This is a genomic window from Haliscomenobacter sp., assembly GCF_033763495.1.
Classification (GTDB): Bacteria; Bacteroidota; Bacteroidia; order Chitinophagales; family Saprospiraceae; genus Haliscomenobacter.
The window spans coordinates 1-24,139 of record NZ_JANRKL010000063.1; the positions used below are offsets into that span (position 1 = coordinate 1).

The 24,139-nt window shown below is 45.7% G+C and carries 20 protein-coding genes; 12 read left to right on the plus strand and 8 right to left on the minus strand.

Annotated features, from left to right (window positions below; all coding sequences use genetic code 11):
- The first annotated feature begins 13 nt into the window (after positions 1–13).
- The gene (locus SFV55_RS07150; RefSeq protein ID WP_320028796.1) at positions 14–583 is read left to right on the plus strand and encodes a hypothetical protein; all 570 of its coding nucleotides are present in this window, start codon (positions 14–16) and stop codon (positions 581–583) included.
- A 46-nt stretch (positions 584–629) separates the two neighbouring features.
- On the opposite strand, the gene SFV55_RS07155 is transcribed toward SFV55_RS07150, so the two are convergent.
- On the minus strand, positions 630–998 hold the full coding sequence (locus tag SFV55_RS07155) for a hypothetical protein (protein WP_320028797.1): 369 nt from the start codon (positions 996–998) through the stop codon (positions 630–632).
- A 164-nt stretch (positions 999–1,162) separates the two neighbouring features.
- Between SFV55_RS07155 and SFV55_RS07160 the strand changes: the two genes are divergently transcribed.
- Together SFV55_RS07160 and SFV55_RS07165 are read left to right on the plus strand one after the other, a co-directional pair.
- On the plus strand, positions 1,163–2,986 hold the full coding sequence (locus tag SFV55_RS07160; RefSeq protein WP_320028798.1) for a family 16 glycosylhydrolase: 1,824 nt from the start codon (positions 1,163–1,165) through the stop codon (positions 2,984–2,986).
- A 317-nt stretch (positions 2,987–3,303) separates the two neighbouring features.
- Positions 3,304–4,428: a sensor histidine kinase gene (locus tag SFV55_RS07165; protein ID WP_320028799.1), complete on the plus strand. Its 1,125-nt coding sequence runs from the start codon at positions 3,304–3,306 to the stop codon at positions 4,426–4,428.
- A gap of 118 nt (positions 4,429–4,546) precedes the next feature.
- Here SFV55_RS07165 and rmuC read toward each other — a convergent pair whose 3' ends face one another.
- Positions 4,547–5,920: a DNA recombination protein RmuC gene (rmuC, locus tag SFV55_RS07170; RefSeq protein ID WP_320028800.1), complete on the minus strand. Its 1,374-nt coding sequence runs from the start codon at positions 5,918–5,920 to the stop codon at positions 4,547–4,549.
- A gap of 80 nt (positions 5,921–6,000) precedes the next feature.
- Positions 6,001–6,804, minus strand: coding sequence for a pyrroline-5-carboxylate reductase (proC, locus tag SFV55_RS07175; RefSeq protein WP_320028801.1), 804 nt, complete (start codon positions 6,802–6,804; stop codon positions 6,001–6,003).
- 194 nt (positions 6,805–6,998) lie between these two features.
- On the opposite strand from proC, the gene SFV55_RS07180 reads away from it, so the two are divergent.
- Both SFV55_RS07180 and SFV55_RS07185 read left to right on the plus strand, forming a co-directional pair.
- Positions 6,999–7,454, plus strand: coding sequence for a MarR family winged helix-turn-helix transcriptional regulator (locus SFV55_RS07180; protein ID WP_320028802.1), 456 nt, complete (start codon positions 6,999–7,001; stop codon positions 7,452–7,454).
- A 49-nt stretch (positions 7,455–7,503) separates the two neighbouring features.
- Positions 7,504–8,100 carry a YceI family protein gene (locus SFV55_RS07185; protein ID WP_320028803.1) on the plus strand — a complete coding sequence of 199 codons (597 nt, stop codon included), beginning with the start codon at positions 7,504–7,506 and terminating at the stop codon, positions 8,098–8,100.
- 90 nt (positions 8,101–8,190) lie between these two features.
- On the opposite strand, the gene SFV55_RS07190 is transcribed toward SFV55_RS07185, so the two are convergent.
- Together SFV55_RS07190 and SFV55_RS07195 are read right to left on the minus strand one after the other, a co-directional pair.
- A complete protein-coding gene (locus SFV55_RS07190) occupies positions 8,191–9,486 on the minus strand; it encodes an NAD(P)/FAD-dependent oxidoreductase (protein WP_320028804.1) in 1,296 nt (431 codons plus the stop codon).
- 11 nt (positions 9,487–9,497) lie between these two features.
- The gene (locus tag SFV55_RS07195; RefSeq protein WP_413776693.1) at positions 9,498–11,306 is read right to left on the minus strand and encodes an ABC transporter ATP-binding protein; all 1,809 of its coding nucleotides are present in this window, start codon (positions 11,304–11,306) and stop codon (positions 9,498–9,500) included.
- Between the two features lie 155 nt (positions 11,307–11,461).
- Here SFV55_RS07195 and SFV55_RS07200 point away from each other — a divergent pair, with 155 nt between their 5' ends.
- From SFV55_RS07200 to SFV55_RS07230, 7 genes are all read left to right on the plus strand, one after another.
- A complete protein-coding gene (locus SFV55_RS07200; RefSeq protein WP_320028806.1) occupies positions 11,462–12,304 on the plus strand; it encodes a DUF6089 family protein in 843 nt (280 codons plus the stop codon).
- A gap of 67 nt (positions 12,305–12,371) precedes the next feature.
- Positions 12,372–14,462: a caspase family protein gene (locus SFV55_RS07205; protein WP_320028807.1), complete on the plus strand. Its 2,091-nt coding sequence runs from the start codon at positions 12,372–12,374 to the stop codon at positions 14,460–14,462.
- Positions 14,463–14,655: 193 nt separating this feature from the next.
- Positions 14,656–16,677: a polyphosphate kinase 1 gene (gene ppk1 / locus SFV55_RS07210; RefSeq protein ID WP_320028808.1), complete on the plus strand. Its 2,022-nt coding sequence runs from the start codon at positions 14,656–14,658 to the stop codon at positions 16,675–16,677.
- 142 nt (positions 16,678–16,819) lie between these two features.
- The gene (locus tag SFV55_RS07215; protein WP_320028809.1) at positions 16,820–17,977 is read left to right on the plus strand and encodes a BtaA family protein; all 1,158 of its coding nucleotides are present in this window, start codon (positions 16,820–16,822) and stop codon (positions 17,975–17,977) included.
- A 122-nt stretch (positions 17,978–18,099) separates the two neighbouring features.
- Entirely contained in the window at positions 18,100–18,750 is a 651-nt protein-coding gene (locus SFV55_RS07220; protein ID WP_320028810.1) for a class I SAM-dependent methyltransferase, read from the plus strand.
- Between the two features lie 7 nt (positions 18,751–18,757).
- Positions 18,758–19,852 carry a tetratricopeptide repeat protein gene (locus tag SFV55_RS07225; protein ID WP_320028811.1) on the plus strand — a complete coding sequence of 365 codons (1,095 nt, stop codon included), beginning with the start codon at positions 18,758–18,760 and terminating at the stop codon, positions 19,850–19,852.
- Between the two features lie 270 nt (positions 19,853–20,122).
- Positions 20,123–20,737 carry a MarR family winged helix-turn-helix transcriptional regulator gene (locus SFV55_RS07230; protein WP_320028812.1) on the plus strand — a complete coding sequence of 205 codons (615 nt, stop codon included), beginning with the start codon at positions 20,123–20,125 and terminating at the stop codon, positions 20,735–20,737.
- 156 nt (positions 20,738–20,893) lie between these two features.
- On the opposite strand, the gene SFV55_RS07235 is transcribed toward SFV55_RS07230, so the two are convergent.
- The 3 genes from SFV55_RS07235 to SFV55_RS07245 form a co-directional block, all read right to left on the minus strand.
- Positions 20,894–21,796 (minus strand): prohibitin family protein, encoded by a 903-nt coding sequence (locus tag SFV55_RS07235; RefSeq protein WP_320028813.1) that lies wholly within the window; start codon positions 21,794–21,796, stop codon positions 20,894–20,896.
- A gap of 199 nt (positions 21,797–21,995) precedes the next feature.
- Entirely contained in the window at positions 21,996–23,060 is a 1,065-nt protein-coding gene (locus tag SFV55_RS07240; RefSeq protein WP_320028814.1) for a hypothetical protein, read from the minus strand.
- 18 nt (positions 23,061–23,078) lie between these two features.
- On the minus strand, positions 23,079–23,699 hold the full coding sequence (locus tag SFV55_RS07245; RefSeq protein ID WP_320028815.1) for a helix-turn-helix transcriptional regulator: 621 nt from the start codon (positions 23,697–23,699) through the stop codon (positions 23,079–23,081).
- Positions 23,700–24,139 lie beyond the last annotated feature (440 nt).

The window sequence follows — 24,139 nt, forward strand, 5'->3', positions numbered from 1 at the left end:
CACCTTCTGACGCATGGCACGCAACCGTTTATTAGATGCTTACAATGAAGCCCGCAGCATTTCCCGACAGGAGATGCCCGAGGCCGAAAACATGCAAAAATACCTGGACATCATCATTCCGCAGGTGCGTCAATGGGGTGAAGACCTGCGTGAAGAACACTTCTACGTAGGGAAATCCTGGCTGGAGTTTAGGGACGATGATGGCTTTCACGATCAGGTCCTCCATTTTTTCAATGATGGTGGTGAATACATGCGCATCGAAAATGGCGATGTGAGCAATGGCAGCTGGCGTTTGATGGATACGCCCAATCGGTTGATTCTAGATTACGAAAGCACCGAAATGTTCGAGCTGTCCTTTATGAATGAGAACTTTTTCATCCTGCAAAAACACGGAGATCAGGTGCGTTTGGGGAACGAAAAATACTTCGTAATGGTCAACGAAAAATTGGGAAAACGCCTCCAATGGCCCGATGCCATGGAATTGCTCTACCGCATCAAATATGAACACAGCCGCTTTTATCAAACCCTTACGGTGATTGTGCTGGTGATCGTTGTTATCGTTCTAATTTATTCACTCATCTGAAACGACTTGCAGAAGTTCGCATGGGATGGGTCACCTGCATGCTCTACTACAGTCTTTCTATACTGGCAATGTCAATTTCCTCCATTTTGGCCTTTTGATTCCAGCCACATTGTACTTCTTGTTGCGTGCCAGTGAGGCGGTAACGCATTTTAACCTTGACTTGGGCGATTCCAAATTCCATTGAAGCCTGCTTGATGAGGGCATCCACCTTGGGCTGGCTAGACTTATTGGGAACGAATTCGCCCCATTCGTCGCCCAGATCCACGCCAAAATGCCAATCGCAGCCATCAACCGGCAATTGGTTAATCAATACTGCTTCTGCTTCTGCGTAATCTTCCAGTTTTGCCACAGCATCCCCATCTGTGCAAAACTGCAATCCAATTACAACCATGAAAAAAAATAAGAGCTTGCGCATGGTTTTTTGTTTTTTTAGTTAGACGGGGTATTCAGGTTAAACCGTTGGTGGCGGATTGGACATGACGAAAAAAATTGCTGCCCCATTTTTCAGCGTTATTTATTTGCAAAAGTTGAAGATATTTGAAAGCTATTTTGCTCAATATTACAACAACCTACATGATCATGAAACGGTTCAGATTAGCACTATTACTCCTGGGCTGCACTTACCTTGGAATTACCCTTATGCATGCCCAATGCCCCAAACTGGTTTGGGCAGAAGAATTTGATGGAACCAGTCTCGATCTTCAAAAATGGACCCACCAAACCGGTGGCGGCGGATGGGGCAACAATGAACTACAAAACTACCGCCCGGAAAACACAACGGTAGGCGGAGGCTTGCTCAAAATTACCGCAAAACGTGAAAACATTGGCGGCAATGCTTACACCTCTTCCCGCATTCGGAGCATCAACAAGGCTGATTTCACTTATGGCCGCATGGAAGCGCGGATAAAAATGCCCTACGGTCAGGGCATCTGGCCAGCCTTTTGGATGATGCCCACCGACGACCGATACGGCGGTTGGCCAAAAAGTGGTGAAATTGACATCATGGAATACATCGGCCGGGAACCAAAAAAAATTTATGGTACGATCCACTTTGGCCCCGATTGGCCGAACAATAAATCTTCAGGTGGTTCTTATGATGCCTACCGGGAAGACTTCAGTAAAGAATTCCACGTCTTCGCTGTGGAATGGGAACCCAACGAAATCCGCTGGTACGTCGATGATTATTTGTACTCCACCAAAAAAACCACCGATGTGGCACCCGAGCGCTGGCCATTTGATCAGCGTTTTCATTTCATCCTCAATCTGGCAGTAGGCGGCAACTGGCCGGGCAGCCCCGATGGCAGCACGGTTTTCCCTCAAGTCCTGGAGGTCGATTACGTGCGGGTTTATGACACCAAGGCTACATCTTTGAGTGGACCCCGCTCGGTTCCCTTCAAAGCGCCCTTTACTGTTTATACCCTCAATGGGGTGGACAATACCGCCAAAATCACCTGGGAAGCTCCGGCTGGTGCTGAAATCAGTTCCGGGCAAGGCAGCAGCAATGTGGTCATCAATTGGGGTGCCAACAGTGGAGACTTGAAAGCAGAGGTGGAAACAGCCTGTGGAAAAAAAACACTGAGTGTATATGTAAGAGTGGAGCCCGGATTGGCAAAAGCAAGTGCCTTGGAAAACTTTGACGACAGTTCCCCCCTCAAACTGACCTTTTCCAACGGCACCTTTAGCGACAATTTTGCCAATCCCAATACCACTGGCATCAACAGCACTCCGCTGGTAGGCAAATATGTGCGCAATGGTGGCTCTCAATATGACATCATCGTTTATGAAGGCAAACCCATTAGTGATTTAAGTCCTTTCATCAACAAGGAGCGTAAATTTTTCATTGACGTGTACACCAATGCTCCAGTAGGCACTGAAATCCTGTTCCAGGCAGAAAACACGGCCCGTTCAGCTCAAAACTACCCAACTGGCCGCCATAGCCGGTACCAGGCTTTTACCACCAAACAAAATGAATGGGAACGCCTGGAGTTGGCTTACCTCGATCGGCCAGACGGAGGGACGGCCTCCACGGCAATTGATCGTTACGTCCTGCTGTTTAAGCCCAATACTTTCAGCAGCCATACTTACCACTTCGACAATCTGGATGCTTATGCACCCGCCCTCACAAGCATACGTGAGGCATTGATTGATGCCGATAAAGTATTTCAACTTTCGCCCAATCCAGGACAGGAGGTATTAATATTGGAGAATCTGGGCGAAGAAGCCATCCTGCAAACCAGCCTGCTGAGCCTGGATGGAAGAATTGTCCAGAGCAACTCGGAAAAGGTATTGCCACAGCAAATCCTGGAAATGAATGTCTTGACAACTAGCCCGGGTACATACCTCGTGCAGGTTTTGAGGGCCGATGGGAAAATGGCGGTAAAAAAATGGGTGAAGGCCAAATAAAAACTTGAGCGCTTAACTATCGGGTAGCTTCGCTAATGCCTACGAGCTTGGGTGAACAACCTAATCTGAAAGCAGGGTCCAGCTAAGCTACTCGGTAGTACTTCCTTTACAACTTACTTCCCGTTTTTTATCGATCATCCCCCCGTTTCAGCAGATCATTCGGCTTTTTTAATCCACCATTCCCTATTCGTTAAGTGGTTGATGTAATCCATTTTTCGCCATTCAGCCTCAAAGCACTGTCATTGATCGCCATTCTCAACGGAAGATTAAAAATTGAATTAATTTCGTCCAAAACCTAATTAAAAAGAGGGAATCCTATGACAGTGATCCAAAAATTTCTCTCCCCTCGTTATCGCATTTTGTCGCATGGTTTGTTTTGGACCATCTACATGTTGTACGCTACTTTGCTTTATGGCTCCACCCGGGATGACTATTGGCGGGGCTTTATGGAAGTAATTGCAACATTGCCCGTTAAAATGCTGGCAGTGTATTTTACCTTATATTATCTGATTCCCCGTTTTTTGGATCCGCGCAAATACCCCAGTCTGATCCTGATGTTTTTGGTCTCCGCCATCTTGTTCGGGTACGCCGATCGTTTGATGATGCATACCTTTTACGTACCGATTTACATCCCGGATTACGAATACGAAAAATATCCGATGACCAGTCTGGCTAAAGCCATCCAAAGATCCAGTATTGTGTACCTGGTGGTTTTTGCCGCTTCTGCCATAAAATTAATCAAAAGAAACTACCAAACCGAGCGGTTCAGCCAAGAATTGGGCAAAGAGAAACTGGATGCTGAACTAAAATTTCTGAAAGGACAAATCCACCCCCATTTTTTATTCAACACCTTGAATACGCTTTATGCCCTGACCCTGCAAAACTCCCCTAAGTCCTCTGAAGTGGTGCTCAAATTGTCGCACCTACTGGATTACATGCTGTACGATTGTAATGTAGAAATGATTCCCCTACGCAAGGAAATCCAGCAGATGCAAAACCTCATAGAACTGGAACAGTTCCGTTACGGCAATCGCCTGGAGGTAAGTTTTTCGGTCAAAGGAGACGTCAGCACTCAACAAATTCCTCCTCTTTTGATGTTGCCTTTTGTGGAAAATGCTTTTAAACATGGGGTAAGCAAAGAGGTGGAAGAGGCTTTTATCAGTATTGATCTTACCCTAAAGGAACAACAACTCAGCCTGAGGGTTGAAAACAGCAAAGCCGAAGAGGACAACAAACCCGAGGCGGAATACACCAAGGGAATTGGATTGAAAAACGTATCGCGGCGACTGGATTTGTTGTACGGGGATCAGTACGAGTTACAGGTTTTTGATGAGGAGGAAACGTTTATGATTGTGTTGAAAATTCCGCTGCACAACTTTGAACAAGTCAGCGATTCCAAGGTCATCGCTAAGAAAACTTTGGCCAAATCGTTAAATTCATGAACTTATCCCCTGAGATGATGCTTAAATGTCTTAGATGATGCTTAAATGTCTTAGATGGTTCAAAAACAAAAAAGGCCCGGATGGCCATAAAATTTGAACCATCTAAGGCATCCAAGCATCACCTCAGGTCGTTATCTATAAAATTTTCTTGCCCGTCATCCAAGGGTAAGGCCTCCACCTGATCCAACAAATCCTTCGGCAATTGTTTGGAAGTTTTAGCCCCTAATTCCTTGATGCGTTCAGCGCGGCCAATCAAGGTATCCCCAAATTTGGTGGATTCCAACAGTTTATTCATTGCATCCCGATAAGCCAGTTGGGTTTGATCCAAACGGGTACCAATGGATTTCAAGTCTTCTACAAAAGCACAAAACTTATCGTACAACAAGCCACTTTGCCGGGCTATTTCAAGCACATTGTTTTTCTGTCGTTCCTGCTTCCAGATGAAGGACACCGTGCGCATGGTTGCCAGGAGGGTTGAGGTGGTCACCAGCACGATGTTGCGCTCCAGGGCATCGGTAAATAACTTTTGGTCTTGCTGAAGAGCCAGGGCCAAAGCGGACTCAATAGGTACAAACAACATCAAGTAATCTGGCGTATTGATCTGGTACAACTGCTGGTAGTTCTTATCACTCAAATCGCGGATGTGGCGGCGCAAACTATCCAGATGTTCTTTGGCGGCAACTTGGCGCCCCAGGTCGTCGTTGGCCTGAAAGTAACGCTCATAGGCCGTAAGGGATACCTTGGAATCGATGATAAGGTGTTTGTTTTCTGGTAAAATGATGATGAAATCGGGGCGTTTGGCCCGCCCCAACTCATCCACAAAACTAGCCTGAGTGTGGTAATGGATATCCTTGCTCAAGCCTGCTTTTTGCAGCAGTACCTCCAATTGCAATTCTCCCCAGTCGCCCTGGGTTTTGTTGTCGCCCTTGAGTGCGGTGACCAGGTTGTTGGCATCGGTACTGAGTTGGGTATTGAGTTCGCGTAGTTGTTCAATTTCTTTTTTGAGGGAAATGCGGTCACGGGTTTCTTCGATGAAGCGCTTTTCGGCAACATCTTCAAAATCGCGGATGTGTTCGCGCAACGGAGTGAGCAGCGCAGCGATCTGCTCCTGATTTTGTGCCGCGAATTTTTGGCTTTTTTCTTCCAACAAACGATTGGCTACATTCTCAAACTCCGTGCGAAAACGCGTCTGAAGTTGTTCCAATTCCTGCTTTTGGTGATGCAGTTTGTCGTCGAGGTTGATGATCATTTGATCGCGGGAGGCCAAGTGACCAGAAAGCTGACGGAGCTCTTCCATACGTTGGCGAAGATCTTGCTGGAGGGCAAGGAGTTGCCGCTCATTGGCCTCGTACAGTTCTCGCCTGACGAACTGTTTGTCCAGGTCTGTTTTGAGCACTGCGTGGGATTGCAAGCGCAAACGCGCCCAAATCCAGGCGAGTGTAGCCCCAATCAAGAGGCCGACCAACAAAAAACCAAGAGCATCATTCACCATACAGGATGTTTTGATTTTGTAAAGATAAAAAAAATCCTTACACAAAATCAAAACCCTGCTGGTGATTTATTAAATTTGAACTAATTCTTCCCCAACTCCTCTGCTCGGTGCAAAGCCGCAAATGCCCCACTCACAATATCTGCTTTCAGCGCATTTTCGCCAAAAGATTTTAAGGCAGCCTCGGTCGTTCCACCACGGGAAGCCACCCGTTGAATCCATTCCTCACAAGATAGATTGGTCGCCAGGTACAATTCCACTGCACCTAAAAAGGTTTGGCTCACCAACAATTCTGCTTCGGAGTGCGAAAAACCCATTTGTTTGGCACCATCCATCATCGCGTCCATAAAATACCAGACATAGGCAGGGCCACTACCTGAAATGGCAGTGGAGGCATCAATGAAGGTTTCGTCTTCCACATAAACGGTTTTACCTGTAGTGTTGAGCAGGTTTTGTACCATCACCAATTCAATCCGGGTCACTGCATCAGAAGAAGTAAAGGCCGTCATTCCCCGACCAATTTGAGCTGGCAGATTGGGCATGGCTCGGATCACCTTACTTACTTGCAAGGATTCTGCAATGGTGGCAATTTTTACTCCTGCCATAATAGACAAAAACACCTGCTGGGGATGGACATGGGGAAGTAGGCTATCAAAAAGGATGCTGGTATCTTGTGGCTTCACTGCCAAAATAATCAGGTCTGCCCGCTGAAGACAGTCTTCCGCTGAGCCATACACCGTACCGATGTCTTTTTGAGCCAGTATCGCCGCCCGCTCAGGGGACTTTTCCAGAATCATCATGTCTTCTTTAGTAGCAATGTGCGAACGCAGGAAACTTTGGGCATAGGTTAGCCCCATATTGCCGCCCCCAATGATTAAAATTTTCATTTCTTGTTCAAATTCAAATGATTAAAGAAGTTGATCGTGGTCAGCCCACAACTAAAGTCATGGGTTTGGGCAGGGCATGTGTAGAAGGTTACAAAGGTACAAATCCTGGTGTAGCAGACAAATTTTCAAAAAAAATTACTTTTTCTCTAAACAATGTTGCGACATTCAATGTATAGACATATATTTGCAGCGTTATGAGAATTGAAGAAGCAATCAAACAGAACAAACCATTCAGCTCGGAATTCCAGAAAGCCATCGTGAATCTGGTCTATACGGCTTCGTGGTGGAATCAGGTGGCTACCCGCCTGTTGCGCCCCTTCGGCATTTCGCAGGAGCAATACAACATTCTGCGCATTTTGCGGGGGATGGGCGAGCAACCTGCAACCATCAAGACGCTCACGGAACGCATGCTGGATAATAACTCTAATGCCTCCCGTTTGGTTGAAAAGCTCAAGAAAAAAGCTTTGGTCGAACGCTTGGAATGCCCAATGGATCGCCGTCGAGTAGACATCACCATTACGGCAAAGGGTTTGCAATTGCTAGACGAGACAGCTGCCCTCATGGAAGGAAACATTCGCAGCAACTTTGCACACCTGACCGAGGAGGAATCGCGGCAACTCAATGAATTGTTGGATAAAATGCGGGGATAGGACCCCTAGTTTTATATTTTTTGCACAAATCACCATTAAAACAGAAAAAATGAAACATCTGACTTTTGTTATGGCCTTCGCTGCTGTGTTGAGCCTGGCATTCACCAATCCAGTAGAAAAAGCTGCTGCTTACAAAGTGGACGTTACGGGTAGTACCGTAAAATGGACTGCTTACAAAGTTACAGGCAAACATTTTGGAAAAATCAGCTTAAAGAATGGCTCTATTGAAATGAGCAAAACCAAGTTGAGCAAAGCAAGCTTCGAAGTAGACATGACTACCTTGACTGTTGAAGACATTAGCGGCGAATGGGCTGACAAACTGAAAGGCCACTTGTTTAGCGATGACTTCTTCAGCATTGAAAAGCACAAAACGGCTAGTTTTGTATCGACCAAAATCGTTCCTAACGGCAAACCAGGCGGCTTCAGCGTAACTGGCAACCTGACCATTAAGGGCATTACCAAGCCAATCACTTTTGACGCTGTGGTGAAAGTTGAAGGGGGCAAAGTTGTAGGTACTTCTGCCATCAAAGTTGACCGCACCAACTACGACATCAAGTATGGTTCTGGCAAATTCTTCCAAGGCTTGGGTGACAAGGCGATTTACGATGAGTTTGATCTGGAAGTGAGCCTGATGGCGAGTAAATAGTGATAAGTGATAAGTGATAAGTGATAAGTGATAAGTGATGAGTGATGAATGATGTTGCTATCGCAGCGACAATTCATCATTCAACACTCATCATTTATCATTCTCTTTCCGGGGTACAAATGGCCGAATCATCAACCTCAGCGACTGATCGTAAGTCACGTAATTCCAGACCCAGTTGATAAAAACCATCACTTTGTTGCGAACACCGAGAAGTTGAAAGAGGTGTACAAAAAGCCAAACCAACCACGCGAAAAAGCCTTGAAATTTGAAGCCTGGCAAATCTACTACCGCTTTGTTTCGCCCAACTGTGGCCATTGAACCCAAATCGCGGTATTTGAACGCGACTGCCGCTTTTCCTTTTTGCTTTCGCGTAAATTCAGCACCCAAATAGGCCCCCATCTGCATGGCCACCTGAGCCACCTGAGGGTGCCCCTCCGGGAAAGCATCATCTCCACTCATCAAGGCTACATCACCCAAAGCATACACATTTTCCATCCCTGCAACGCGGCAATGATTGTCTACTTTGAGGCGATTACCCGGGCCGATAGCTTCCGCAGGAAATCCTTCAAAAATAGCACCAACAATTCCTGCTGCCCAGATTACCTTGCGTGAACGGATTTGGGTGCCGTCTTTCATGGTGACAATTTCCCCGTCGTAGGCAGTAACCCGGTTGTTGAGAATGACCTTTACGTCCATTTTTTGCAAGAACTCCAGGGCCTTTTTGGCGGCCTCGTCGGACATTCCCTTCAACAGTTGATCTCCACTTTGGATGAGGATGATTTCTATTTCGGAGCAATCCATTTCAGGGTAATCCTTGGGCAGGATGTACTTGCGCATTTCGGCCAGTGAACCGGCTACTTCTACTCCAGTTGGGCCTCCTCCTACTATGACGATGTCGATGTAGCCTTGCCGTTCTGTTTCATCGGTAATTGATAAGGTCTTTTCGTAATCGTCCAAAATGCGATTGCGCAGGTACAAGGCCTCAGAGACCGACTTCATGGGCAGGGCTTTGGCAGCCAGAGCAGCATTGCCAAAAAAGTTGGTGTCAGCTCCCGTGGCAATGACCAGATGGTCGTAGTTGACAATTCCCAGGGGCGTTTGCAGGCGTTTTTTGTCGTACTCAATCGCGGTCACTTCAGTAACCCGAATGTAGACGTTAGTACTGCCTTGAAAAAATTTGCGCAATGGAAAGGCGATCGAACTGGGCTCCAGACCAGCCATGGCTACCTGGTAAAACAAGGGTTGAAACTGATGGTAGTTGTTTTTATCGATCAAAACCACCTGGTAATTGGCTTTGAGCAGTTTTTTGGCCAGGAGCAAGCCTGCAAAGCCACCACCAACAATGACGATGCGTTCCAGGGCACTTTCAGGGATATTGATTTTCATAAAAATCCAATTTACGCCAGTTCAAACTGCAATTTTGCCAAGGCATTGTAAGCCCCATCCGGGATAGCAGACAATTCTTCATGGGTGCCCTTTTCAATGATGGTCCCTCCATCCAGAACATAAATACAGTCGACATCCCGTACCGTGGCGAGGCGGTGCGCAATGATGATGGACGTGCGTCCAACCATTAGTTTGTTCAGGGCTTCCTGCACCAGTTTTTCAGATTCTGCATCCAGAGAGGAAGTCGCTTCGTCCAGCAATAAGATGGCCGGGTCTTTCAAGATGGCACGGGCAATGGCCACCCGCTGGCGTTGGCCACCGGAGAGTTTCACCCCTCTTTCACCTACCAGGGTATCCAATCCCTCCGGGAAAGAGTGGATAAAATCCCAGGCATTGGCTTTCTTCGCTGCTTCGATGATTTCTTCATCACTGGAGCCAGGGCGCCCGTAAGCGATGTTTTCGCGAATGGTACCCCCAAAAAGCAACACCTCCTGAGGCACAATGCCAATGTTTTGCCGATACAGGCTCAATTCATAGGAATAGATGGAGTGACCATCCACCAAAATTTCACCACTCCCCAAACCATAAAACTGTAACAGCAACTGCATGATGGTAGATTTTCCACCCCCACTAGCCCCCACCAAGGCAATTTTGCTGCCCGCTGGAATGTCAAAACTCACTCCCTTGAGCACAGGCACATCGGGACGACTGGGGTAGGAAAAATGAACGTCTCGGTAACTGATTTCACCACTAAACCGTGCTTTTCCTTCCGGCGCAGTGAGGGTTTGAACGGTCACCTCAGAAGGCTGATCCATAATGTCCAGAATCCTTTCCGTGGCACCAATGGCGGAAACAATTTCGGTGTAAAAATTGCCCAAACTGGCGATGGCAGTGCCAATGATGCCAGTAAATACCGCAAAATCGAGCAAGTCACCTTTCAACATTTCTCCTTTTTCCACCATTTGGGCAGCTTGCCAAATGATAAAAAACAATGCCCCAAACATTACAAATATGATGAAGGCTGCAAAAAGTCCCCTCATTTGTGCTGCCTTTAGCGAAATGCGCACCATCTCGGTGAGGCTGCTGCTGTATCTTTTGACCTCAAAATCTTCGTTGGTGTAGGCTTTGACCGTTTGAATGCTTTGCATGGTTTCTTCCACCACCACATTGGTTTCAGCCAATTGGTCCTGGCGGGCCCGCATGAGTTTCCGAATATAGCGCCCAAAAAACATGGCCGAAATGACTACGACGGGCACCGTTCCCAGCATGATCAAAGCCAATTTGGGCATGGTAAACACAATGATGAACACCCCACCCAAAAACACAATGATCTGGCGGATGAATTCGGCGATGGTCAAAGAAACAACCCCCTGTACCTGGGTAACATCACTGGTAATGCGGCTGGTCAGCTCCCCTACCCTTCTTTCTTCCAGAAAGGGGATACCCAGCGTAACCAGCTTTTGGTACAAGTCACGCCGCAGGGCAGCCATACTTTTTTCACTTACCACTGCAAACAACTGCACCCGCAAGTAAGAAAATACACTTTGTACGGCCAACAATGTAATGACCACAAAAAAGGCCATATTGGTGCTGAGTCCATACTTGGATTCCCCCGAGATGATGTTGAGGATTTCTCCTGGCAATTTCATAATTACCAAAAAGAGGCCACTACCAACCACCAAAAAAAACATCCCCCAAATAAATGGCCATTTATAGGGCAGAATGTATTGGAATACCTTTAAAGACCGCCGCAATCGTTCTCCACTCAATTTTCGTTGTTCTCCTTCGGCTCGATCGGCGCGATTTCTAGCCATTGCCATAGTGTTGGATTAATTTGTGTGCGCAAAAGTAAACTATTTAAGCTCCTATAAGGCATACTTTAGGGCCTTTGTTCGACGTTAGACTACCGTTGCCCGAAAAAGCTTGGATAAGCTAACTCAAAGATAGATACTCGTCCAATTGAAAAATGAGTCCAATGAAGAAATTGTTGCTGGCTTTTGCCATGATTTTACCGTTTTGTGGCATTTGCCAAGATATTGACTTTGGCATTACTGGGGGCTTCGGCTTGTATTCGGGTGACCTTTCTCCCAAGGAATTTGCCATTTATCCAAATGATTATGGTTATGCTGGTGGGTTATTTTTTCGCCAACGTTATTCCCGTTTTTTAGGCATTCGCACGGGGCTTACCCTGGCTAAAATTATGGGCAACGAGCGCAACAATAGCAACAATGTAGAACGTGGACTCAATTTCCAAAGCAACATCACCGAGTTTTCTTTGCTGGGAGAAATACATTTGTTTCACATCGGTTATGCGCGCAATAAAACGGTCATTTCCCCTTATCTTGCTTTTGGTTTTGGGCTTTTTGCCTTTAACCCTAAAATCAATTTTAATGGCCAAATCCTGGAATTGCGCGAACTAACGACTGAAGGCCAGGGCTTGGCGGGCTACCCCAATCGGTATAGTCGCACCCAATTTAACATTCCTTTTGGAGGAGGTGTGAATATTCTGATCAACGATCGTTTGACCATTGGTGCGGAACTGATTCTCCGATCCACCCTTACTGATCATCTCGACGATGTCAGTAGTGCAAGGGTTAAGTATGGCGATATCCTAAACGGCCGGGGCGAACTTTCGGCCCGCATCAGTAATCCACTGTTAGATCCTGCCATTGCTGAAAACCTGGAAGTGACCTATGCCCGGGGTGGAAAGCACAATGATTGGTACAGCATTCCGGCCTTGACGCTCTCCTGGCGGATCAAAAATTCTGGGAAGTCGAAGAGTGTGTATTCGAAGTTCATGGAATGTCCGAGGTTTTAGGGGTGGTAAAAAATAAATGATCATTTTGCCCCACTAATTAAGTATTTTGGTTGAAAATTCCTCATCCATGCCTAAGCTCTACGCCCTATTAGTGGCCGTCAACCACTATCCCAATACCCCCGGTGCCCAACTCAACGGCCCGATCGGTGACCTTGAAAAAATTGAAGACTACCTTAAACAGGCCTTTACCCAGGACTTGTTCAGTACGGTACAAATCCAAAAACTCACCAGCCCGGCTACAACCCCTGCTGGCTTGCCCAGTAAATCCAATATTGTTAAAGGTCTCAGTGAATTCCTCGGACAAGCCCAGGCTGGAGATACCGTGTTTTTTTACTACTCTGGCCATGGTGTGCGGGAGCAAACCGATATATTGGCATTCAGCCAGGCAGAAATAGACGGTTACATCGCCAACATTACTGCTTACGATTTTGACATTAATGAAGCCAACACCGGCCATTCACTACTCAGCGACAAAGAATTGAGATACCTTATCCGGCAATTGGGGGAGGATGAAAATGGGCAGCCCAAAGCCCATGTAGTGACCATTTTTGATTGTTGTCATTCCGGAGAAAACACCCGCAGTCCTGAAGAAATCCAGGAAGCAGCCATTGCCCGGCAAATCGTACGCAAAGCCATCAGTGGTCGTCCTAAAGAAGGGTTTATTTTTTACCATGACCCAACCGTAGCCGCCAAACTTGATTCAGGTGCTCCGCTCAATGAATTGTTGCCTTTGGGGCCACACGTCATGCTGGCGGCCTGCCGGGAGGTGGAGTTGGCCTGGGAGTACCCCAATGTAGGTGGTGCTTTCACTGAGGCTCTGGTCGACGTTTTGAAAAAACACGAAGGGCTAATCACTTATCAGGAATTGCATTACCGGATCCTAAACCGGATGCGCTTCTTTTTCAACAAGGATCAGGAAGTCAAAGATCACCGGCAAACACCCCAGCTTTTTGTTCAGGGCATTAGTCCTGAGGCGCATTTTCGTCGGTTTTTGTCCAATGCCCCTCAAGAACGCAGTGGTGCATTTCCGGTGGAATATGCTGCCCAGGAAAAAGAATGGCGATTGGGGGCTGGCGCCCTGCACGGGATCAGCCCCAAACAACAAGAGCATGGAAACGCCGTGCAAGTTTTTGATCCCAAAAATCCGGCACACGAGTTTCCTGCTGAAATCACCGCGGTTTTCCCTACCCATTCCACGCTTGGCTGGCCACAGGCAGCTCCTGCAAGCAATGGAAACTGGTATGCAAAAGTAGAGGGGCTGAGTATTCCCCCGCTCAACATTTATTTGAGTGGAGCGACCAAGGGCGTCGAGTTTGCTCGTTTGGGTTTGAATAGACTAACTCAGGAAACCGCTTCAGCCTGGTTTCAGGAAGTACCCGAAGAAGAACAGGCGGATTATGTGCTGGAGGCCCGGGATGACCTTTGGTTCACCCGTTACCCCTTCGACTATCGCCCGCTTTTGTTGCCCATTCGCTACCAGGAGAATGGCAAATTGTTGGACAACAAATGGGTGACCGCCTTTAATGATTTTGAACAAATGGCAAAGTGGCACTACCTCAAAAACCTGGAGTATTTCGCCGCCGCTGATCCAAAACGTTCGACAGCTGATTGGCCAATCGAAGTACGGCTTTTTATCCAACTTTACGATGGCACTGAAGAGCGGGTTTTTCCAAAAAACGGGCAATTTTTAATCCCCTCAACCCTGGCAGAGCCGCAGAAAGCCATCCGGTTTGAACTTGAAAATCATTCTGATCAGTTGTTGTATTGTAGTTTGGCCTTCATGGATTATCAATTTGGGTTTTACAGTGCGGGCATCATGATGCGCTCTCAACAAGGTTTGGAAAAAAACGCGGTCTTTTACTCCAAACACGACCAAAACAGCAAATACATTCTGTGTGAGCCAAGCAACTATGTAAAAACCTACCATTGGCCCGGAGAAGAGTACTCCCTAAAACTCATCGTTAGCCGAACTCCTTTTAACCTGGAAAACTTCGATATGGATGGCTTGCCTCTTCCAGGTGATCAATACAGCAGCCCCAAACGGATCCTTCGCCCCAAAACACCAGTATTGGACTGGGAAATCCGGACCTATGGGCTGTTTTTTACGAATCCATATTTTGACGAGAAAAAAGCAATGGCCCTGGCAAAAGGCCTGTAGAGACGTACGGCTGTGCGTCTCTTATGCACGGTTGTGTGGATCTCATGTTCCCTACTATGCGACTCAGCGCTGCACTAAGAGCAATGACCATTTTTTTCCTGCACTCTTTACATTAAATTAATCTACCTGCTGCCTAAATTTTAAATGAAAATCCTTTTCTTATCGCGTTTTTACAATTTACCATTCAGCAGGCATGTATCACAAACGCGACATCAGTTGGTTGTCTTTTAACCACCGAGTACTTCAGGAGGCCCAGGACCCAAAGGTTCCGCTTTACGAACGGATCAAGTTTTTGGCCATTTACAGCTCCAATCTGGATGAGTTTTTCCGGGTGCGCGTATCGGCTTTGCGACAGTTTCAAAAGATTGACAAAAAAGAACGCAAGTCCATTCTGGAAGTAAAGCCCAAAAAGGAATTGCGGGAAATCAAAAAGATCGTACACCAGCAACAAGTGGAGTTTGGGATCTTATTCCGCAGTAAAATCATTCCGGAATTGCGCGAAAGAGGGATTTTTTTACTCAATGACCACCATTTATTTAATCCCGAACAAAAACGATTTGCCCAGAGTTACTTCCAGGAAAACATCTTACCCCATTTGCAATACCAGCGCATTGACCACACCTACGATGTCCCTTTTTTGCAAAACCGCAGCTTGTATTTTGTGGTCTGTTTGGCACAGTCTGACGAGCTCGGTCTGGTCAACATTCCTGCTGATGTTCTACCTCGCTTTGTACCTCTGCCTGGGCCTGAGGGTGAATTCCAGGTGACCTTTTTGGACGAAATCATCCGCGCCAATCTGGAGGAATTGTTCCCCGAAGGGGTGTTGGCGGCCTATTCCATTAAGATTTCCCGCGATGCCGAATTGTACATCGACGATGAATATTCCGGGGATTTGCGGGAAAAAATCAAAGCTAGTTTGGCCGAACGCTCGATTGGCGCCCCCACCCGTCTCTTGTACGACAGTGCCATGAACATCGAACTGACCAAGAGGTTAAAAGACCTTTTTCAGTTGAAAAAAAATGATCTTTTTCCCGGAGGGCGTTACCATAATTTCAGTGATTTTTTTGCTTTTCCCGCCCCGCCCAACGCTGTTGATTTGTACGATGAGCCCATGCCGCCCCAACCCCACCCTGAGTTGGAAAAATCCCAATCTATTTTCCAAAGCCTAGGCCAGGGAGACATACTGCTTCATTTTCCTTATCAAAAATACGATTACATTCCCCGGTGGATCGAGGAGGCAGCCGCTGATCCACAGGTGGAAGAGATCAAAATCACCCTGTACCGGGTAGCCAAAAACTCCTCAGTAGCCCAGGCCTTGGTGCAAGCTCAGGAGAGGGGCAAAAAGGTAACCGTATTTGTGGAAGTCAAGGCGCGGTTTGATGAAGCCTCCAACCTGCATTGGGGCGAAACCTTACAAGCCGCAGGAGCAAAAGTCATTTATTCCCGTCCGGGCATCAAGGTGCATTCCAAAATCATGTTGATCACCCGGCAAGAAACAAATGGTCTGCGCCATTATGCCTACCTGGGCACGGGTAACTTTAATGAAAAAACAGCCACCTTGTACACTGACCATGCTTTGTTAAGTGCCGATGAACGGTTGAGTTTGGAAGTTGCCGACGTCTTTCGTTTTTTAGAAGAACAACCTGTATTGGGTAGTTTCCAGCATTTGATGGTTTCTCCAGTAAACAGCCGGCACAAATTTGTGAGCTGTATTGACCGTGAAATCCAACACGCCAAAGCTGGCCGAACAGCCTGGATGATGCTCAAAATGAATAGCCTGGAAGATAGCTCAATGATTGACAAACTATATGAAGCCAGTCAGGCGGGCGTACAGATTCAACTCATTATTCGGGGCATTTGTTGTTTGGTACCAGGTGTACCCGAGCTCAGCGACAACATTGAGGCCATTAGTATCATTGATCGTTTTTTGGAACATGCCCGAATTTATTACTTCTCCAATGGGGGACGGGAGGAACTGTATCTTGCTTCAGCAGACTGGATGACCCGCAATCTGGATCGGCGAGTAGAGGTCGTTTTCCCCATTTATACCCCTTCACACAAACAGGAACTGGTGAAAATTTTGCACACCCAATGGGCGGATAATGTCAAAGCCCGAATACTCAATTCCACGCTGAATAACCCACACAAAGTGGTGGCAGGTGGTGAAGGTACACTTCGTGCTCAAAAAGAAATTTATTTGACACTACGTACTTAATTACCAATCAACTCATTGTATTTTTTTCTTGCAGTGCCCCAATCCACAGCACTACAAATCTGTGATTATTTCAAGGATTATGTAATTTTGACAAATTTTTCCCAAGTCCTTTGGTAACATTAACTAACCAATCTTAGTAACAGTGAAAGGAATTAATGATTTGAGAGATTGGGTTTTCCGCCAGGTACACACGAAAAACCTGGTGTACAACACCTGCTGGGAGGACCCTCGTTGCGACCGCCAATTGCTTCAATTGAATCAAGACAGCGAGGTGGTTATGATCACCAGTGCTGGCTGCAATGCATTGGATTATTTGCTGGACAATCCTAAAAAAATCAACTGCATTGACATGAATCCCCGGCAGAATGCCTTGCTTGAGCTCAAAAAATCAAGCTTCCAAAACGCTAGCTACGCTGAGCATTGGGCTATGTTCGGTGATGGAGCAATGCCGGAGTTTGACACTTTTTATCCCGAAAAACTACGTAGCACCTTGCCCGATTTTGCAAAAGAGTATTGGGATGACAACTGGAAATACTTTAATGGTAAAGGTATCCGGAAAAGTTTTTACCACTTCAGTACTTCTGGTACTCTGGCCTGGATTTTCAACAAATACCTGAAAACCCGCAAGAAACTCTACAAACAGATCAAACATCTTTTTGAAGTAGGTAGCCTGGAAGAGCAGACCAAAATCTACAATCGGATTGAATCCAAAATTGCCAATAAATTGGTAGAGTTTGTTGTGAACCGCAACCTGACCATGTCGATGGTAGGGGTTCCGCGCAGTCAACAATTGTTGTTTGCCAAAAAATACGAAAGGGGCGCGATGGGTTTCATTCAGGAGTGCCTGCGCAAGGTTTTTACCCAAATTCCAACCCACGACAACTACTTCTACCGTTTGTATCTGGATGGCAAATACACCAAAACCTGCTGCCCATCGTATGTGGAAGAGCAATATTTTGGGGTATTGAAAGATCGGATTGACCAAATCCAAACCCATACCTGCACCATCAGTGCTTTTTTGAAAAACAATCCTGGTAAATACTCGCATTACATCTTGCTCGATCACCAGGACTGGCTCGCAGCCAACAACATCCCCGTGCTGGAGGAAGAATGGCAGTTGATTTTGGCCAATAGTCGCCCAGGCACACGCATTCTGTTGCGTTCGGCAGCTCATCAGGTTGATTTCTTCCCTCAATTTGTACTGGATGCGGTTGAGTTTGAACAGGAACTGACGGCCAAAACCCATGGGGAAGATCGGGTGGGAACCTATGCGAGTGTGTATTTGGCAATTGTGAAATAAGTTGAGGAGTGAAAAGTGAAAAGTGAAAAGTGAAAAGCTACACCATTTGGATTCCACAGTTTGGTCTGTTTTTTTCACTTTTCACTTTTCACTTTTCACTTTTCAACCCCTAATAAAACAAAATGGCTTTCGAAAAATTCGATTCGCTCTCCGAAGCAGAGCAGAACAGTACAATGCAGCGCTATTACAAGCTGCAATCCAAAATCTACGACGCTACCCGCTGGAGTTTCCTTTTTGGCCGCAATCAAATCATTCGGGAAATACCCCTGGATGCCAATGGCCAATGGAACATTCTGGAAGTAGGTTGTGGAACCGGGTACAATCTGAACAACCTGGCCAAACGTTTTCCCAATGCCAAATTAACCGGGCTGGATGTGTCGACCGATATGGTGGACCTTTCCATCAAAAATACCCAGGCTTACGCTGACCGGGTTAGGGTCCTGGCGCAACCTTATATGTTGGGTGATAAAACCTGGAACAACCAGCTCGATTTGGTGCTTTTTTCCTACTCCCTGACCATGATCAACCCACATTGGAAAGACCTGATCATGCAAGCTAAAGCAGATCTGAAACCCGGCGGTTTGATTGCGGTGACCGATTTTCATGATTCCCGCAACCTTTGGTTTAAAAAACACATGGCCAACAACCACGTGCGTATGGACAGCCACCTGACGCCCCTGCTCAGCCAGGAATTCACTCCGGTGGTCAATCAGGTAAAATCGGCATATTTAGGCGTGTGGGAATACATGTTGTTTGTGGGAAAGAAAGCCTAAATAAGTCATGGCAGCAAGCATTGAAGAACTCAACGAGGTCATTGAACAACGTCCGGATTATGCGGATGCTTATTTCAATCGGGCCATCATCCATACCTCCGAGCGCCGCTACGAGGAGGCTCTAGCCGATTATGCAAAGGTCATTGAATTGAACCCCAATGACCTGGGTGCCTACAACAATCGGGGCAATCTCTACATTTTTTTCAACCAGCCGGAACAGGCCATCGAGGATTTTAATGCGGCCATTGCCCTTAATCCACATGATCCTGATGCCTTTTACAATCGTGCCATTCTGTTTACGGAGTTGGGACGCCTGGACGAGGCATTGGAGGACTACGATGCGGCAGTAGAGAAGAATTTTCAGGACCCTGCCATATATTTCAACCGGGCCATGGTGTTTTTGCGACAGGGAGATTGGGAAGAAGCGCTAGAGGATTTGGGGCACACCATCAAATTGCGTCCGGATCATGCTGATTCTTATGTGGCCCGCGCCAATGTGTACATGGACTTGCAACGCTACCAGGAAGCACTGAATGATTACAGCACTGCCATTCGAATTCGCCCCAGATTCTTGATTGCCCATTTCAACCGGGCCAACCTCTTGAACGGACTGGGTTATGCCGAAGAAGCATTAAAAGATTACAACGAAGTGCTGGACATCAATCCAAAGGAAATCAATGCCTGGATTTCCAGAGGGAATGTCTTGGATGACCTGGAGCGCTACGAAGAAGCCCTGGCCGACTATGGGGAGGCCATCCGCCTGAAACCTGAAGGCAGCGACGCCCGCTTCAACCGGGCGATTGTATACAAAAAACTGGAGCAATACGAAGAAGCGCTGGCCGACTATACCACCATCATTGAACTAAATCCTCAAGACGCCGAGGCTTACAACAATCGGGGAAATTTGTTGAGTGATTTAGGCCGGGAAGAAGAAGCATTGCTGGATTACGGGATGGCCATTCAAAACCAGCCGGATTATGCCGAAGGATACATCAACCGGGCCATTGTGCTCAAAGCAATGGGGCGCATTGGTGAAGCTCGGGAAGACTATACCCGCGCAATAGCAATCAATCCGGATTTGCGCAGTGTGATGGAGGTTTGATAGTAAACATTAGTCAATTTATTTTATTATACTGAAACTGTTTTGCCTTTTTTTTTATTAAAAACAGGGGCAAAGCAGTTTTTTTTTTCAAAAAATATTATCCAGTAAAAATTTTACTACATTTGAGTAGTTATCTGGTATTCACATCCCTTTTTTAAACTCCCTTTTTACACTGTCATACTTGTACTGAGATTACTACAACACTTTTTCACTCATTTGGAGGGACAAAAGACTTAGCTTTTATTGACTCCCCTTCAGAAATGGAACCTTATGAACCATTCAGCTATTGATCTGGATGATCAAAAACACACTTTGGAGGCCAAACTTACAACGGGTTTTGTGAATATTGCAGTTGCTTTACGTGCTATGCTTTGGCAAGAATGTTTAGCAGTCAATATTAGCCCCATTCAAGGTCAGATTTTGATCTTTTGCCAGAACCACCCTCCTCAACTTTGCCGCATTGGTTCTCTGGCCAAAGAATTTTCCCTGACCAAACCCACCATCAGTGATGCAGTCAAAACTTTGGAAAGAAAAGGATTATTGACCAAACACAATGACCCCGAAGACTTGCGTAGTTTTAATTTGATCCTGACTGAAACGGGAAAAGAAACAGCCCTGCAGGTGGCTAAATTCCCGGACATGCTTCAGCATTTATTGGAGCGAGTCCCCGATACCCGGAAGGCTCAATTGGATTTGTTACTGTCCCAATTGACCGTCCAGTTAAAGGAATTGGGGATTTTGAGTGGCCAAAGGTCTTGTGTATCCTGCCAGCACAGCATCAAGCATCGCACTAAAAAGAACTATTACTGTTCCTTTTACCAAATCAAGATGGGACAGGCGGAGGTCAAGTTGAATTGTGCGGATTTTCAGGCTATGCCTGCGTAGGGTATTTGATGCATAGCCTGAGGTGACGCTATGGTTTCTATAGTTTCTTAGGTGGTAAAAAAGAAAAATACCTGCTGAGCAGGGTATTCTTTCACCACCCAAGAAACCTAAGGCACTTAAGGAATCACCTAAGCAACCATGAGTCTGCGGCTTTCCTCAATTCCCCGTCGTAATCAGCGGCGAATTTTTACCATCCATGATGATGATCTTCGCATTGGGGGAAGCAGCCAATTCTTTTTGGGCTTTGATCTTTTCGTATTGCAACAATTTATCGCTCAAAGTAGAGGTCAAAATCCGTTGGTAGTCGGAAATACCTTGTGCTTCTACCCGTTTGCGGTCGGCTTCCTGGCGTTCTTTGTCCAAAACAAAGCGCATTTTTTGCGATTCTTGCTCAGCATTAATTTTGGACTCGATGGCTGCTTTTACCGATTGCGGCAAGTTGAGGTTGCGGATCAACACTTGTTCCAGAGAAAATCCACGCTTGGTAAACTCCTTCTCGATGGCCGTAAACAGGCGTTGTTGGAACTCCTCTCTTTTGCTAGAGTATAAGGCTACGGCCTCATAATTGGCGGCCAGGTCGCGAATTTTGGTGCGCACAATGGGTCGAACCACTACATTGGTGTAATCTTCACCGATGGTGCGCAAAATGGTAGGCGCTTTGTCGGCAGTGACCCGAAACAATACGGTGAGATCAATGACTACTTCCAAACCATCGGAAGAAAGCACCCGGATGGCATCATCACCCTGCTGGTCGCCCTCGTCGTGAATGGCCGACATGGTGTAATTTTGGGTTTTGACGTCGAACTTGATGACCGACATAATGGGGTTGACTACATTCAGGCCCTCGGTCAATACCTTGCCCTGAATTTTACCAAAGAGGCTTTGTACCCCGACCGAACCCGCAGTAATTTGTACAAAACAAGAGGAAATAAAACCCAAAACAATCAATGCAAAACCAATCAAATACCCAATACGGCCCAGTTTTTTAAAATTAGGGCTGCTGTTGGAAATGACGTTGAGCACAATCATGGCAATAATACCGAAAACGATGAGTACCATAAGTTGCAAATTTTTGTAGGACTAAGTTAGGTGTGCGTTTTTGTCGCCGCAAGAATGTTGGAGGAAGATAGTAATTTTTAGGATCAATCTAGGTAAAATTCGAGCCAAGCAATAAAAAAAGCCACCCAAAATGAATTAGGCAGCTTTCCTTAACTGGGGTTTTGTTTACTTAGAGCCTGGGTTTTTTAATAATAAACGCTTAAAGTTTATCTAGAAACGGTTTAAGATAGTTGACACTTTTTTGAAGGACTTGTTTTTTAACCTGTAACATTGCCGGAGAACATTTATACAAGGGGGTATTGGCTTTTTCAAGATCAAATCCGGCTGGCTGTTCCATCGTTACATTTGCGTGAATGGGTTCGGCGAATAAAACCTCTCTTGTTTTGGGTTTAATGCCTTTTAGAATATATTTTATACTCGCTGTATTTTGAATTTCCCCGTATTCATTTTGATGAGAAGATTCACAATACTCCAATAAATCAATGTCAACAATTAATCGTAATGAATTAACCTGTTTTACAGAATCTACAATGGCTTGGTTAGCAATTAATGGCTCAACATTGTTTATATCATCAAATTTAAGTTCATCCCAAGTGTTTTGACAAAGCTGAATCAAGGAATCTACTAAATCTAATTTTTGGTTAACACTTGTATTTATAAATGTGCCTGAGGCTTGGTTTGAAACATTATTCTCAAAAAATCTGGTACTAAATCCTATATATGAAAACTCTTTGGGTTCTATTGAAGGAATCCAAGGCTTATAAACAGGGTCATTTAATTGAATGCTTTTTGGTATACGATTTGAATTTATCCTAAATGTCTTTTCTACATCCATTTTATAATTCGCAGCAGGTTCTTTACGTAAAAGAATAGAAAAGAATGGTTCAATGGTGGGTGGTATGGTGCCTGAGCTATCTCGCTCAGGCAATATTTTGAAAGAAGGATTAACATCAAGATTGATGATATATGAAATTGATGTTGTCATTATTGAATCTTTTGAAGTGAAAAATGAAATACCCACAAACAGCAGTAACACCGTACCGAGTTTGTTCATCCAATCTCCCGAACGTCGTCGTTTTTCCAGTTCTGCCTTTTCAAAGAGTTCTTCGCCAAGCTTTTTAGACTCTTTCTCTACTACGGAAGAAGAAGCGGTTGATGGGGTCTTGAATTTGGGGCCTGTATCCCGCTTACTCATATCCTCATCTTCAGAAAAAGCGGCCTTTGCTTCCTTTTTTAATTGACTGTCTATGTTCACATTAGACATAAAGATGGTTATGGTTGGTTACTTAATGGTTTTCAGGACTTTATTCTTAGCCGCAATGAACAACTCCATTACAGCTTGGTCACTTCGTTGCAGTAAAAGTGCCAACTCGTTTAGTCTGGCCCCTTTTTGCACCATGGTAAAAACGCGCAATTCCTCGGCATCCAAAACCTCCCCAATCTTTGCCTGGAATGCTTCCCTCTTGCTCTCTTCCAACAGGAACACATCCATCAGGTGCTCTTTCACCGCATACCTGATTTTTTCATCAGCGATCTTATCCGCAGTTTTTACAGCAGAATAAAACAAGCTTCGGTAGAAATGCATAAACTCGAGCACCTCTCCAAATTCCTGCATCAGCTGATCGACATCAGCTCCGGAATACACCGTTTCTTTTTTCACTGCTCCACCTTGTTGCAGAAGTTCGTCAATACTTGTTTCAAAATACCTGGCCAACACGTACAATGCATCCACTTTTGGATACGAACGATCGGCTTCATATGCTGCTAAAGAGGTTCTAGATAAGTTAAGACCGTATTTTTCCAGCAAAACTTTCACCAATCCTTCCTGCGTGAGTTCACGTTCTTCTCGTAAACGGACGAGGTTCTTGGCTAAATTTTTGCGTAAGGATTCTTCAAGTTGCATTTCTGTTCATGTTACGGTATCAAGATACCGATTTAGTTTTAATGTGCAGCCCCCGTCAGATGCGACAAAAATACACACAAATGTCATAAAAAAAAACAATTTGCCATTTTTTTTGACATTGACCCTTTGATATTTAGTTTCATCTCGTATCTTTGCTCCTGTTACCATTTATTTGGATGCGACACAAAGGTGAAGCATCGCCCTAAAAATTTTTCTGCGGGTTGAAACTTTCAGAAAATTCATCAACCGAATATGGCCCCGGTTTTGTCTTGCACTTAATTCATTTTCTTGGCCCTAAGTAAATACCCCAACCCCAGGAGACTCTTTACCTAGCGTGCTGTGGTCTTGCATTACTCCCAGGTTTTGCAGGCTACAGCACTGTTTTTTAGAAAAAACACCAAAATGTCTTGATAAATTCCCCACAGTTCGTTTATCTTTGC